Raw genomic sequence first — 14,096 nt, 5'->3', positions numbered from 1 at the left:
ACGGCGGGGGCGGCGTCGTCGCCGTGCCCGTCGGCGAGGTGGTCTCGCTCGTCGTGGGGCTCGTCGTCGGTGCCGTCGTCGTCGGGGGTGCCGAGGTCGTCGTCGACGTCGGGGGGCGGGGGATGGCGACGGTGATCCGCACCGTGGAGCCCCGGTCGACGAGCCCGCTGCGCGGCGACTGGGCGATGACCGTCCCGGGCGCGGCGTCGGACTCCGCGGAGGCGAACGCCGGCGACAGGCCCGCCTCGGCGAGCGCGGTCGCCGCGTCGGACTGGGACTTCCCGACGACGCTCGGCACGGTCACCTTGCCGGAGGACACCTTGAGGGTCACGGTCGTGCCCGTCTGGGTCGGGGTGCCGATGGCCGGGTCCGTCGAGTCGACCTGGCCCTTCGGGTACCGGCTGTTGTCGACCGTCTTCGTCCTGCCCGCGACCTTGAAGCCGTCCTCCGTGAGCCGGTCGGTGGCGTCCGCGACGGACAGGCCGGCGACGTTGGGAAGGGCGAGCGTCGAGGGGCCGAGCGAGACGTCGTAGTTGACGATGTAGTTCTCGTTGACCTTGGTGCCGGCCTCCTGGCTCTGGGAGAGGACCTCGCCGGCCGGCTCGTTGCTGTCGACGGGGTTGCGCTCCCATCGCAGGTGCCGCGCCGAGAGCGCGGCCTGCGCCTGCTGCTCGGTGAGCCCGACGATCTTCGGCACCGTCACCTGGGTCGGTGGCTTGGGCTCCTCGGCCGTGAGGAGCCTGCTGACCCCCCAGCCGATGAGCCCGACGGCGACGAGCACGGCGAGGGTGAGCAGGAGGTATGCCCCGACCCGCCGCCGGTCCTTCTCCTCGTCGTCGGGGTCGTGCCCGACGGCCGGGAGGGAGGCGGTGTTGCCCTTCTCGTCCTGCACGGGGTAGGTCTGTGCGGCATACACCTCGGTCGGCATGGCCTCGCCGATGCCTCCGGCGGAGCCGCGGGTGGCGTATGCCGCGGCGCCCGTCGAGAGGGCCGCGAGGCTGGCCATCGCGGCGTCGCTCACCGGTCCGCCGATGCGGGCCCGGAGCACGTCGGTGCGGAACTCCTCGGCGCTCTGGTAGCGGCCTTCGCGGTCCTTGACGAGCGCGTGGCAGACGACGGCGTCGAGCGCCTCGGGGACCTCCGGGTTGACCGCGCTCGGCCGGACGGGTACCTCGCCGACGTGCTGGTAGGCGATGGCGACGGGGGTGTCGCCCTGGAAGGGGGCCCGGCCGGTGAGCAGCTCGAAGAGGAGGCAGCCCGTGGAGTAGAGGTCGGACCGGGCATCGACCTGCATCCCCTGCGCCTGCTCCGGGGAGAGGTACTGCGCCGTCCCGATCACGGCCTGGGTCTGGGTCATCGTCGCGTTGGAGTCGGCGACCGCGCGCGCGATGCCGAAGTCCATGACCTTGACCTCGCCATGGTCGCCGACCATGACGTTGGCGGGCTTGATGTCGCGGTGGACGATCCCGTGCCGGTGGCTGTAGGCGAGGGCGTCGAGCACCGACTCGGTGATCCGGGCGGCATCGGCGGGGTCGAGATGGTCCCGCTCGGCGAGGTACTCGCGCAGCGTGCACCCCTCGACGTACTCCATGACGATGTAGGGGAGCGGGACGACGGCACCGCCCGGCTGGGTGACATGGTCCTCGCCGGAGTCGTAGACGGCGACGATCGAGGGGTGGTTGAGCCCTGCCGCGGACTGCGCCTCGCGCCGGAACCGGCCGAGGAAGCTCTGGTCGCGGGCGAGGTCGGAGCGCAGCAGCTTGATGGCGACCTGGCGCCCGAGCCGGGTGTCGAACCCCCGGTGGACCTCCGCCATGCCGCCCCGGCCGACGAGGTCGTCGACCTCGTAGCGCCCTCCGAGGAGGTGTGGTGTCGTCATTCCCCGAGGACCGCCTTCATGATGTCGCGGGCGATCGGCCCCGCGACGCGCCCGCCCGCGGCCTCGCTGCCGGCGTTGCCCCCGTCCTCGACGATGACCGCGACGGCGACCTTTGGAGTGCCGTTCGCGGGGGCGAAGCCGGTGAACCAGGCGTCCGGGTTGGCGCCCGCCGCCGTCTCCGCGGTGCCCGTCTTGCCGGCCACCTCGACACCCGGGATCTGGGCCGCCGTGCCCGTGCCGCCCTGGACGACGCCGATCATCATGGACTTCAGCTCGTTCGCCACCTCGGGTGTCACGGCCTCGCTGAGCCTCTCCGGCTGGGCCCGGTCGACGACGCTCAGCTCGGAGTCGACGATGGCGGACTTCACGAGGTAGGGCTTCATGACGACGCCCCTGTTGGCGATGGCCGCCGAGATCATCGCGACCTGCAGGGGCGTCATCCGGACGTCGAACTGGCCGATCGAGGACTGGGCCAGCTGGGCCTCGTTGAGACCCGTCGGGAAGACGCTCGGCGTGACCCGCATGGGGACGGCCAGCTCGTCGCCGACCCCGAACTTGGCGGCCTGGGCGCGCACCGCGTCCTGACCGAGGTCCATCCCCAGCTGGCCGAACGCCGGGTTGCACGAGACCCGGAGGGCCTCGGTGAGCGTGACCTTGCCGGTCGGGCTGCACGGCACGTGGCCGTCGTTGGGGAGCCCGACGGTCGTCCCCGGCAGGTCGAGGACGGCCTGGCCGGGCAGGACGCTGCTCGGGGTGAACTTCCCGGAGGAGAGGGCGGCCGCCGCGGTGACGAGCTTGAACGTCGAGCCCGGCGGGTAGAGGTTGCCGGCGATGGTGCGGTTGACCATCGGCTGGCTCTTGTCGGTCGTGAGGGTGCGCCACGCCTTGACCGTCGCGTCGATGTCATGGCTCGCGAGGACGTTGGGGTCGTAGCTCGGGTGGCTCACCATCGCGAGGATGGCGCCGGTCCGCGGGTCGATGGCGATGGCCGCACCCCGCTGGTTGCCCAGGCCCTCCTCGGCCGCCCGCTGGGCGGCGGCGTCGATCGTCGTCGTGAGGCTCGCCCCACGGGGCTTCTTGCCGGTCAGCAGGTCGCTGATCCGTTGGTAGAACAGTTTGTCGCTGCTGCCGGAGAGCAGGTCGTTCTCCGACCCCTCGAGGCCGCCGCCCGCGCCGTAGAGGAAGGAGTAGTAGCCGGTGACGTGGGCATACAGCTCGGCCTGGGTGTACTTGCGCTGCCACTTGTACTCGTCGTCGCTCGGGACGGACTCGGCGACCGCCTTGCCGTCGGCGAGGATCTGGCCGCGCTGGACGCCGAACGTCGAGAGCAGGGTCCGGCGGTTGTCGGGGCGGGCGTTGATGGACTTGGCGAAGACGAACTGGATCATCGTCGTCGAGATGAGGAGCGCGGCGAAGAGGGCGGCCACGACGGTGGCGAGGCGGCGGATCGGGGCGTTCATCGCAGCTTCACCACCTGGGTCTCCTCGCTGCTGCTGCTCGGCCGCACGCCGGGGTCCGGCTCGGGGCGCCGGGCCTGGTCGCTGATCCGCAGGAGGAGGGCGACGAGGGTCCAGTTCGCGAGGAGCGAGGACCCGCCGTAGGAGAGGAAGGGCAGGGTGAGCCCGGTCAGCGGGATGACGCGGGTCACGCCACCGACGACGACGAAGCACTGGAGGGCGACGGAGAAGGACAGGCCGGCGGCGAGGAGCTTGCCGAACCCGTCGCGGGTGCCGAGCGCGGTCCGCAGGCCCCGCTCGACGAAGAGCACGTAGAGCATGAGGATCGCGAAGACCCCGATGAGCCCGAGCTCCTCCCCGAAGCTGGAGAAGATGAAGTCGGACTCGGCGAAGTAGGTGATGTCGGGCCGTCCGTTGCCGAGCCCGGTGCCGAACATCCCCCCGCTGGCCATCCCCATGATGCCCTTGGCGAGCTGGTCGGAGGCCTTGAGCGCCTCGGGGGAGAAGGTGTGCAGCCACAGCAGGACGCGTGTCTGCACGTGGCCGAACATGAGGTATGCGACGTAGGCCCCGACGCAGAACAGCAGGAGGCCGATGACGATCCACGAGATGCGCTCGGTCGCGAGATAGAGCATCGCGACGAAGATGCCGAAGAAGAGCAGCGACGTGCCGAGGTCGCTCTCGAAGACGAGGACGCCGACCGACAGGAGCCACACGACGACGATGGGGCCGAGGTCGCGCCCGCGCGGCAGGGTGAGGCCGAGGACCTTCCGGCCGGCCACCGAGAGGGCGTCGCGGGTCGTCACGAGGTAGGCGGCGAAGAAGATGGCGAGGGTGATCTTGGCGATCTCACCGGGCTGGAAGGTGAAGGGGCCGAGGCCGATCCAGATCCGCGAGCCGTTGACCGCGCGTCCGATCCCCGGGGCCAGCGGGAGGAGGAGCAGGACGAAGCCACCGAGGCCGAAGGTCCACGTGTAGCGGCGCAGGACCCGGTGGTCGCGCAGGACGACGAGGACGACGAGCGCGACGACGACGGAGACGGCGGTCCAGATGAGCTGGCGCAACGCGAGGCTGCTGCCCAGGTCGCGGCCGTGGGCGAGGTCGAGCCGGTGGATCATGACGAGGCCGAGCCCGTTGAGCAGGGTGGCGAGCGGCAGGAGGATCGGATCGGCATACGAGGCCCGCCAGCGCAGGACGAGGTGGAAGGCGAGGGCGACCCCCAGGAGCCAGCCGACCTGGACGAGGAGGTTGGGGGGGAGGGCGTCGTTGACGGCGAGCTCGACGTTGCAGTAGGCGAGCGTCACGATGCCGACCGCGAAGAGCAGGAGGACCAGCTCGATGCCCCGGCCCTTGCGGACCCGCGCGGGGGCGACGGCCGTCATGCGGACCGCCCCTTCGTCGTCGACGGGGACGTCGTCGGGCTGGGCGGTGTCGACGGGGTCGTCGACGGGCTGGGGCCCGGTGTCACGTCGGTGCTGCCGGTCGGCTCGCATTCCTTGCCCGTGAGCCGCGAGACGACGCAGGCCATCGCCTCGAGACGGAGCTGGCCGACGAGGGCCGCGGCGCTCGCCTCGTCGGGCCGGTCGACGCCGTCGCGGATCCGGCTGGAGTAGAAGTCGGGCAGGTCGGACACCTTGACGTCGGAGATGGTGACCGGGGTGGACAGGTCGATGGGGCCGATGCTCGCATCGACGCCTCGGAAGACGGTGACGTTTCCCTGGTAGTCACCGACATAGAACTGCGTCTGCGTCCATCGGTAGCCGGCGTAGCCGCCCCCGGCGAGGACGACGATGACGACGACCGCGACGGCGATGGCTCGCAGCCGGCGGACCCCCTTGCTGCGCCGGCCCTCCTCGGCGAGCTCGAGGTCGTCCGGCTCCTCGTCGTCGGTGGAGCCGCTCGTCTCGGCCCGGAGGGCGGCCGCCTTCTCCGCCGGCGTCACGGGGATCGGCTTGGTGGACGGGCCCTTGCTCCGGAGGGCGGCGGAGCCGACGATCTGCGGCACCGTCGAGGGAGGCTTGGTGCGGGCGATGTCGACGACGTCGCCGACGACGACCGTCACGTTGTCCGGGGCTCCGGCGCGCAGCGCGAGGTCGACGAGCTGGTCGGCGACCGCCGCCGGCGGCTCGTCGCGGCACAGGACCTCGCGCACCGTGTCGGCGGCGACGAAGTCGGTGAGGCCGTCGGAGGCGACGAGGTAGCGGTCCCCGGCCACCGCCCGGCGGACGACGAGATCGGGCTCGTCCTCCGCGCGGCCGGTGAGGACCCTGGTGACGAGGGAGCGCTGCGGGTGCGTGCTCGCCTCGTCGACGCTGATCCGCCCCTCGTCGACGAGCGACTGGACGAAGGAGTGGTCCTTGGTGATCTGGGTGACCTCGCCGCCCCGCACGAGGAAGGCGCGGGAGTCGCCGATGTGGGCGAGAACGAGCTTGTCGCGGGTCCGCAGGATCGCGATGAGCGTCGTCCCCATGCCGTCGAGACGGGGGTCCTCCTCGATGCGCTCGGAGATCTCCGCGTTGGCCTCCCGGATCCTCCGCAGCAGCGCGGGGCCCGCGTCGGCGCTGGACAGCGCGTCGTCGTCGAGGTCGACGAGGGCGCCGATGACGATGGAGCTCGCCACGTCGCCCCCGGCGTGCCCGCCCATGCCGTCGGCCATCGCGAGGAGGTGCGGCCCGGCATACGCACTGTCCTGGTTGTTCCCTCGCACCATCCCGACATGGGACCGGGCGGCGTAGTCGAACGCGATGGGCATCGGCTACCGCCGCAGCTCCACGACGGTGCGCCCGATCCGCAACTGGCTCCCGACGTCGACCCGGGTGGGCGTCGTGAGGCGCTCCCCGTCGAGGTAGGTGCCGTTCGTCGAGCCGAGGTCCTCGGCGATCCAGCCGACCTCGTCGCGGTGGATCCGCGCGTGGCGTCCGCTCGCGTAGTCGTCGTCGAGGACGAGCGAGGCCTCCGGGTTGCGGCCGATGATCGTCCCCGCGTCGCGCAGCGGCAGGCTCGTGCCGGCGAGCGGGCCGTCGGTGACGACGAGGTGCGTCGCGAGCCGGGACTGGGCCTTGCGGGCCGCCTTCTCGGCCTTCTCCCGGGCCCGCTGCTCGCTGCGGCTCAGGCCGGGCTGGGCCGGAACCGTCGAGCGGCGGCGGACGACCCGGATGCCGTAGATGTCGCCGCGGAGCACGCCGGCGACGGAGAAGACGAAGACCCAGAGGAGGGCGAGGAGACCGAATCGCATGAGGGTGATGGTGAGCTCGCTCATCGGCCCGCCTCCCCTGCGCCGCTCCGCCTCACCGGCCGGCCCGGAAGGTGACGTTCGTCCGGCCGACGGTGATGCGGTCGCCGGGTTCGAGGCGTTGTCGGACGACGCGCTCGCCGTTGACGAAGGTGCCGTTCGTCGAGTCGAGGTCGCGGATCGTCGTCACGAAGTGCGGCCCGTCGGCCGTCACCCGGATCTCGCTGTGCCGCCGGCTGATGCCGGGGTCGTCGAGGATGATGTCGGCGCTGTCGTCGCGGCCGACGATCGTGAGCGCCCCCATGAGGGGGTAGCGCTCGCCGTCGATGTCGAGCCACGGGCGGTCCGCGGGGTTGACCCGCCGCGGTGCGCCGGCGACCGGCATCGGGTCGTGGCGCTGGGTCGGCTCGAGCTCGTCGGCCTCGTCGAAGGAGCGCCTCGACCGCTGGCGCTGCCGGCGCTCGTCCGCCTCGACGTCGTAGGGCTCGTATGCCGCACCGCCCCGGGCCGCTGCTCCTGCCCCGGCTCCTACCCCTGCGGCCGCGACCCCCCCGGACCCGGCGCCGGCTCCACCGGCCCCGGGCGAGCCGGATGCCCCACGCCGCCCGGACGTCGACGGAGAAGGCGGCTCCTCGGCATACGAGCGTCCTGGTCGCTGCTGGGGCAGGCGGGGCGACGATCCCGTGAGGCCGGTGTGCTTCGCGGTCTGCGGACGGACCCGGAAGACGCCCGTCTCGAGGTCGTCCGACTCGGTGAGGTTGACCCGGATCGTGCCGGCCGGGTGGTAGCGCTGGGACTCCGCGTGCTCCTGCGCGGCGGCGATGAGCTCCTCCTCGAGGTCGTCGCCGTATCCGCCGAGGCGGCCGTAGTCGGTCGACGAGAGCTCGATCGTGAAGAGGTTCGGGACGAACGTCCGGCCCTTGCCGAGGACGGCGACGCGGTCGTCCATGGCCCGGCGGATGGCGCTCGCGATCTCGACCGGCTGGACCTCGGCCCGGAAGGCGCGCGCGAAGACTCCGTTGACGGCCTTCTCGAGCTTGGCCTCGACCCGGTCGAAGATCCCCATCGCGGCACCTCCTCGCAATGACTCGGCTGGGTGGCCCCTGTGGCTGGCCGGTGTGGCGCGTGATGCGTTCGTCGATCGTAACGGTCGACGATGGATGGCCGGTGGACGTGCCCGCCACGGGGAGCGTGCGGTTTGCGATCGATGACCGCCATGCCGCACACTATGGAGGCTCACGCGAGAGTGGCGGAACGGCAGACGCGCTGTCTTCAGGTGGCAGTGTCCTTATGGGCGTGGGGGTTCAAATCCCCCCTCTCGCACCCACGTAGCCGCCGTCGCGGTATTCCTTTCCTCTCGCCCTCTCTGTCCGTCGTGGTGTGTGTCATCGGCCCAGGACTTCGCTCGTCCGCCCGCGCATCCGTCCGCGGCTGGCGGCGCGGCCGCCCCGCCGTTCGGGGCCCACGACCCGGCTACCCGTTCCCGGGCGGGTGGGACGCGGTCCAGGCGTCGGCGACGGGTGAGTCGGGCTGATGCCGTCGGGTCGGTGGCCTTCAGCCGGTGGCGGCGGTGTGGAGGGTGAGCAGCGCGTACCAGCTTGCGGCCGCGAGGACGAGGACGAACGACCCGGTCCAGACGACGCGCGGGATGTGGGTCAGCCGGTGGAGTACCCCCGGGTCGCTCACGTCGGCGATCCCCCGAGGGTGCGCGCCGCTCATCACGGCTCCGAGGTGACGCCAGGCACCGACGAGGAGCACGACGCCGAGGCCGAGGAGGAGCTGGGCCTGCACGGCGTCCGAGCGCCACCACCACGTGGCGGCGGCGATCCCGAGGGACACGAGGAGGGTGAGCAGGGTCCCGGCGGACCGGGCTCGCAGCAGGGCGCCGAGGAGGATGAGGATCAGCGCCGTGAGGACGGGGGCTGCCTGGCGGCCGGTGGCTGCCAGGACGAGTCCGGCACCGACGACCGCGGGCATGGGGTAGCCGGCCCAGGTCGTGGCGACCCGGCCCAGCCCGGTGGGGCGGCCGGCGGTCACCGCGTGGCCCGACATGTCGCCGCGGACGACGAACCCGGTGAACCGTCGCCCGACGAGGATCCCGACGCCGGCGTGCCCGAGCTCGTGGACGAGGGTCACGGCGAGGCGCATCCACCGCCACAGACCCGGCACGAGGCATACCGCCAACGCGACCGCGAAGGCGAGGACCACGCTGGAGCCGGTCATCGCGCCGGCTGGGGCGGGCGCGATCCGCTCCCAGATCGTCGAGGTGAGGTCCACGGGGAGACGGTACGTATGAGACCTGTGCCCTCGCACGGTTTCCCCGTTCCCGGGTGCCCGACCCTCCTGGCGGCTCCTTCCATCTCCTCCCCTCTCCCAGCGTGTCGAGTGGGGGTTGTCGGTCGCCTGGCGACGCCGGGCAGGGAACTACTCTTCTCCCGTCGGGTGGGTGTGCCGACCCGCCGCGACGGACCTCTCTGTCTTCCATCTATCTCCTGTCTGTCTCCGGATGGGCATCCGTGATCGGGCGTACCGAGCCCTCGGCCCGAGCTGGTGATGGCAGCCGATCGGTCGACAGAAGGGCTGACTGCGCTCCGCATGCGGGCAACACGTTCGGCAGACCTGGAGAGCGGCGGAGCGCGCGAGCGACGGACGGGGATGGTTGTCGGGGGTCGTTGCTAGCGTCGTGACGGCGGAGTGTGTGGACCAGGGCCTCCTACGAAACATGCTGTGCCGCAGGCATTTCCACCGTGTCTCGCTCTTGTGTTCGAATACGAACAGATGTATGATGAATGGATGAGCGAACCGGTAGACGCCCCGCGACCCCCTGGGGTCGGGCCGGTGCCTGCCGCGGCGGGGGTGGAGGTGCCCGGTGCTGTGGGGAGCGGGTGGACCGCATCGGTGGTGCGGGAGCTGGCGGCCCGGCTGGGCGGGGTGGATGGTGCCGGGTGTGCCGATGGTGAGCGGGTGGAGCTGATCGCGGCGTTGGAGCAGGTGAAGTGTGCGGCCAGTGCAGGGCAGGCGCGGGTGACGGTCGCGTTCGCCGACTCCCAGCACGAGAGCGCGAGGGCGCGGGCCGAGATGACTGATCCGCCCGGCGACGCGGGGCGGGGCGCTGATGGCCGTGTCGGGGAGGGTCGCGGAGCACACGCGGGTGGGCGAGGTGGCCGTTACGACGCTGCTGCGGTGGCGCGCAGTGTGGGGTCGCAGGTGGCGTTGGCGCGGCGGGAGTCGCCGGTCAAGGGGGACCGGCTGGTGGGGTTGGCCCGGGCGTTGGTCACCGAGCTGCCGCGGACGTTGGCCGCGCTGGAGCGGGGTGAGACCAACGAGTGGCGCGCCACCCTGGTGGTGCGGGAGACGGCGATCCTGGAGCCGGGGGTGCGGGCGGTGGCCGACGCCCGGCTGGCGGCCGATCTGCCCTCGCTGGGTGATCGGGGGGTGGAGCGGGCGGCGCGGCGGTTGGCCGAGGAGCTGGATGCCGCGGCGGTCGTGGCGCGGCGGGCTCGGGCGGTGGCCTCGCGGCGGGTGACGTGTCGTCCGGCGCCGGACGGGATGGCCTACCTGTCGGTGCTGGGTCCCCTGGTGGAGGTCGTGGGGGCGTATGCGGCGCTGACCCGGCACGCCCGGGTCGTCACCACCGGCGGGCCCCAGGAGGCCGACGCCGACGGCCGGGTCGATGAGGCTGACGGCCGCAGCCTGGGGCAGGTGATGGCCGACACCGCGCTGCGGTGGCTGTCCGGCCGCGGCCTGGGGCAGGCCCAACCGGTCGAGGTCAACCTCGTGATGACCGACGTCTCCCTCTTCGGCGACACCGACCGCGACGGCGAGGAGAGCCGGCCCGGCCCCGCCCGTGCCCGGCCCGACGATCCCGGCTCCGGCGGCCGGGCGGGCCCGGATCGCCCGGCTGGGGGCCCGTGCACCCGTGACGACGGCGACCTCGGCGGCGGCGCTGCCGCTTCGCATGCAGGACGCACCGCACGCTCCGGCGGGGCCGGTTCTCCACCCACGTCACCGACCGCGGGTGGATCGAGCGTGCCCGGCGCCACGTCGGCCCAGGGCGGCTCCGCGACGACCGCACCCTCGTCGTCGACGCCGCTCCACCAACCGGCACGTCCCACACCTCCGGCGCCGTCGGACGCCCCTTCGGCGGCCGATTCGAGCGTATCGCCCCCGCGGGGCAGCTCGACCGACCAGGAGGACGCCGCCGGCGACGCCGAGGATCCTGGGACCCCAACGTCAACCCAGACTCCAAGACATGGTCCGACGGTGTCAGCCCGACGCGGCTCGAGGGTGTCAGGCATACGAGACCCCGACGAGCGTGCGGAGTGTCCGACGGGACCGGCTGGTCGAGCCGGTCCACGGTCCCCGAGGCGGGCCGAGGAGCCGGCTCGTATCCCGGGTCACGGCAGCCTGCCGGCGGCGGTCGCGCGGGCGGTCATCCGTGGGGAGGAGCTGCCGGCTCGTCGATGCGGCTGCGCAGGTGACCAGGACGAGTCCGGCGTGGAGGCGGCACGCGTCTGGGTGCGACGGCTGTACACCGCACCCGAGGGGCGGGACCTGGTGGCCATGGACTCTCACCGGCGGGTGTTCACCGGGCAGCTGCGGCGGCTGCTGGTGTTGCGGGACGACGTGTGCCGCACCCCGTGGTGCGATGCGCCGATCCGGGATGCCGACCATGTCGTCGCCCACGCTGCCGGCGGTCCGACCAGCGTCGCGAACGGGGCGGGCCTGTGCCGCCGCTGCAACCTGACCAAGGAACAGCCCGGATGGGACGCTCGGGTCACATCCCCCGGACCCCGGCAGGCCACCGCGGCACCAGCCCCGACCGCGCCGGGGGTCACCGACCTGCCCGTGCCGGGGGTCGCCGACCTGCCCGTGCCGGAGGCCCCGGCTCCGCCCGCACCGGAGGTGACCGACCCGCCGGAGCCGGCCGGGCCGCACACGATCCGGGTCACCACCCCGACCGGGCACGCCTACTCCTCGATGGCGCCACCGGTCCTGGGTTGGGGGTTCCACCCCGTCTCCGACCCCCACGACGACTACTCGGATGCCTGGGCTCCGGAGGCCGACCCGAGCCGACCCGGCCCGACCGAGCCCGCCGCGGACACCTCGAAGCCGTCCGCTCACCCGGCCCGGCACGGGCTCGATCCGGGGGCCACGCATCCGGACGACCTCGGGCTCACCGCCTGAGGCTCAACTCATTGAGTCACCAGACGATTCGTGGCAGTGGCAACACGCAACTGCGTGATCGGCTCGCCAGCGAGGTCGACGACTGTGTTGACGGGTTCCCACGTCTGACCGTTGATGCGGACCTGGCCCGTGAGCCGAGCATCGACCTTGACGGGTACCGTGCCCGCCCTCGTGTAGGTGTGGCGGATTGAGCCATCAGGGTAGGTGCCGCCGAGGTCTTTCGTCGCCGGTGAGCTCGTGCCATCGCCATAGCGATAGGTGTAGGAGTACGCCTCGATGCGGAATTCGATGGTCCACCCCAGGAGAGTGATGGGGTCGCTGTCCTCACCGGCTGAGAGCCCTGCCGCCGGCCACCGAGCCTCATAGAAGGTGGGCAGATTGACAAGGGTCTTGTTCCCCTCCGGCTGGATGTGTACGGCCGGCTTGGCGAACGGCAGGTTGCGGAAGGCGTTCTGAATCTGGGCGAACGTCGGCGCCGGAGGTGAGATGGGCGCACCAGGCAGCGACTCCGGATTGCACGTCGTGCCCACGAACTGCCAACCCGTCGGATCCCCTGGTCCAGGGTTCCTCAACCGGCGATAGACGTTCATCAGCGGAGTGGTGGACGGTGGGTCCTGGTAAGCGCAGGCAATCAACGTTGCATAGCAGCCAGTCGTTCCATCATTCCGTCCGTTCCCGCCCGTCATGGCACGGTCACACGCAATCTCAGTCCTGTATTCGTATCCGCTTGGGCCCTGGCTCACTGGGGTTCCGGTGTCTGCACACCCCGTTGAAGAACTACCAGGACTGACCGAGGTGACCTGCACAACGGCAGAGTCTCTGCCGAGACCGCCTCGACCCTGGCTCACCGGGGCGGTCGTACTCCCCATACCACATCGTCCTGCCGCATCGGATGAACGCGCCGTGGTTAATGTTTGGACGCTCGCCGTTAGCAAGCCTGCGATGATCGCTGCCACTACCGTCAGTGAGCCTCTCATTGACGAACCTCACCGGCTGCTTGTATCTGCCATCCTCCAGCGACCCAGGCAAGGAAGACCCTCAGAGTCCACTTCTTTCCTGTTGAAGTAAACGCATGTGAGCCATCGCTCTTAACGAAATCGACTGTACTGGAGTCTATGAGCAGCTCGACAACCTCTTGAGCCAACTCATTCGTTGGAGTGGGACGTGGAAGAACGGCATCAACTCTCATTCCCTGTCCGTCTTGGTGACTTCCGGCCCTCTTGTTCTTGGCCACGTCATCGATAACGCCTTGGCAGCCAGCACAGGACTTTGATGAAATCGCTGCGATTGTTGAGGGATCGTTAGTGCGATATGCCTTATCTGTGGACGCCACGAAGTACTTAGCCATCTGAATGGCGCCTTCGCGTGAATGTTGGCGGGCCAAGGAGGGTAGATCGGATGGCAGATTCGAAGGTGCTTCAGAGGTAGTGGGTCCGTTCGATGTAGTCGTTGTGGCCGAGGGGGCCGACGTCGGGGGCGTCGTGGTGCTGGTGGAGGGATCTGGATCCGAGCCGTTGCATCCGGCGAGGAGAGCGGCGAGCGTCATCGCCGCCACTGCTGGTGCGTGACGTCTCATCTGGGCCCCTCTCGTTGGTCACGGGCAGGTATTCGTGCGTGACCTTAGCGATGTTCAGTTCAGCGCCCCGAAAGTTATCCACAGGCGGTGCTGAAGCGCCCGTGTCCGCTGAGTTGCGGGAAATGTAGGCAGGGTCGGCGGGTCGGGGCAACCTTGGGCGCCCATCTGGTGAGAAGCCCGGGGGGAGGGTCTACCGCTCCCAAGCGGTCTTCGGGGCGGTGGGGACATGCGGCGTTGTGGGGAAGATGGCTAGAGCCAGGACTCTGGCTGTCTTCCCCTGAAGGTCGTGAGGAGCCGACCCGGTGCACGGGGCTGGCCTGTCGCAGCGCCCGCGCACGGCGGCCGGCCTGTCGCGGCGCGTGCACGGGGCCGGTGGGGTGCTGGTCGCGGGAGTTCCGGTCGTCGGGTCGGGTGGCGGGGGGTTGCGGACGTTGTGGGGAAGATGGTTAGAGCCAGGACTCTGGCTATCTTCCCCAGAAGGTCGTGAGGAGCCGACCCGGTGCACGGGGCCGGCCTGTCGAGGCGCCCGCGCACCGCCCCGGCCTGTCGCGGTGCATAGATGGCTGGGTCGGGAAGGGCCTCGCGGGACTGGAGTCCTCGGGGTCGAGCGGTCACATCACGCGGCAGCTGGGTCCGGGGGTGGTCGTGCGACACCGGGGTCGGGCGGCAGCGCCCTACGGACGTTGTGGGGAAGATGGCTAGAGCCAGGACACTGGCTATCTTCCCCAGAAGGTCATGAGGACGCTGCCGGTGCACGGGGCTGGC

Annotated in this window: 10 protein-coding genes and 1 tRNA gene; 2 read left to right on the top strand and 9 right to left on the bottom strand. The window is 71.1% G+C overall.

Annotated features, from left to right (window positions below; genetic code table 11):
- The 6 genes from pknB to BN12_RS11550 all read right to left on the bottom strand — a co-directional run.
- The coding region (pknB, locus tag BN12_RS11575) for a Stk1 family PASTA domain-containing Ser/Thr kinase (protein ID WP_083454596.1) at window positions 1-1,879 on the bottom strand (1,879 nt) is incomplete at its 3' end.
- Window positions 1,876-3,339: a peptidoglycan D,D-transpeptidase FtsI family protein gene (locus BN12_RS11570; RefSeq protein ID WP_048552618.1), complete on the bottom strand. Its 1,464-nt coding sequence runs from the start codon at window positions 3,337-3,339 to the stop codon at window positions 1,876-1,878. The genes BN12_RS11570 and pknB, both read right to left, overlap by 4 nt.
- Window positions 3,336-4,718 (bottom strand): FtsW/RodA/SpoVE family cell cycle protein, encoded by a 1,383-nt coding sequence (locus BN12_RS11565; RefSeq protein WP_048552617.1) that lies wholly within the window; start codon window positions 4,716-4,718, stop codon window positions 3,336-3,338. Before BN12_RS11565 ends, BN12_RS11570 begins: the two co-directional genes overlap by 4 nt.
- Complete coding sequence (locus tag BN12_RS11560) at window positions 4,715-6,088, bottom strand: PP2C family protein-serine/threonine phosphatase (protein WP_048552615.1); 1,374 nt, start codon at window positions 6,086-6,088, stop codon at window positions 4,715-4,717. The genes BN12_RS11565 and BN12_RS11560 overlap by 4 nt, the downstream gene beginning before the upstream one ends.
- A gap of 3 nt (window positions 6,089-6,091) precedes the next feature.
- Window positions 6,092-6,595, bottom strand: coding sequence for an FHA domain-containing protein FhaB/FipA (locus BN12_RS11555; protein WP_048552613.1), 504 nt, complete (start codon window positions 6,593-6,595; stop codon window positions 6,092-6,094).
- A 28-nt stretch (window positions 6,596-6,623) separates the two neighbouring features.
- On the bottom strand, window positions 6,624-7,634 hold the full coding sequence (locus BN12_RS11550; RefSeq protein ID WP_048552611.1) for an FhaA domain-containing protein: 1,011 nt from the start codon (window positions 7,632-7,634) through the stop codon (window positions 6,624-6,626).
- A gap of 174 nt (window positions 7,635-7,808) precedes the next feature.
- Here BN12_RS11550 and BN12_RS11545 point away from each other — a divergent pair.
- A tRNA-Leu gene (locus BN12_RS11545) sits at window positions 7,809-7,891 on the top strand.
- Window positions 7,892-8,122: 231 nt separating this feature from the next.
- Here the strand turns inward: BN12_RS11545 and BN12_RS11540 are convergent.
- Window positions 8,123-8,845, bottom strand: a complete 723-nt coding sequence (locus BN12_RS11540) for a M50 family metallopeptidase (protein ID WP_235432382.1) — start codon at window positions 8,843-8,845, stop codon at window positions 8,123-8,125.
- Between the two features lie 906 nt (window positions 8,846-9,751).
- On the opposite strand from BN12_RS11540, the gene BN12_RS25780 reads away from it, so the two are divergent.
- Window positions 9,752-11,755, top strand: coding sequence for a DUF222 domain-containing protein (locus tag BN12_RS25780; RefSeq protein ID WP_200901199.1), 2,004 nt, complete (start codon window positions 9,752-9,754; stop codon window positions 11,753-11,755).
- 8 nt (window positions 11,756-11,763) lie between these two features.
- On the opposite strand, the gene BN12_RS11530 is transcribed toward BN12_RS25780, so the two are convergent.
- Together BN12_RS11530 and BN12_RS24485 are read right to left on the bottom strand one after the other, a co-directional pair.
- Window positions 11,764-12,345, bottom strand: a complete 582-nt coding sequence (locus BN12_RS11530; RefSeq protein ID WP_235432381.1) for a hypothetical protein — start codon at window positions 12,343-12,345, stop codon at window positions 11,764-11,766.
- Between the two features lie 383 nt (window positions 12,346-12,728).
- Window positions 12,729-13,139, bottom strand: a complete 411-nt coding sequence (locus BN12_RS24485) for a DUF6318 family protein (protein ID WP_235432380.1) — start codon at window positions 13,137-13,139, stop codon at window positions 12,729-12,731.
- Window positions 13,140-14,096: the final 957 nt, after the last annotated feature.

Source organism: Nostocoides japonicum T1-X7 (assembly GCF_001046855.1).
Lineage (GTDB): Bacteria > Actinomycetota > Actinomycetes > Actinomycetales > Dermatophilaceae > Nostocoides > Nostocoides japonicum.
This window is presented reverse-complemented; position numbering and strand designations above follow the sequence as displayed.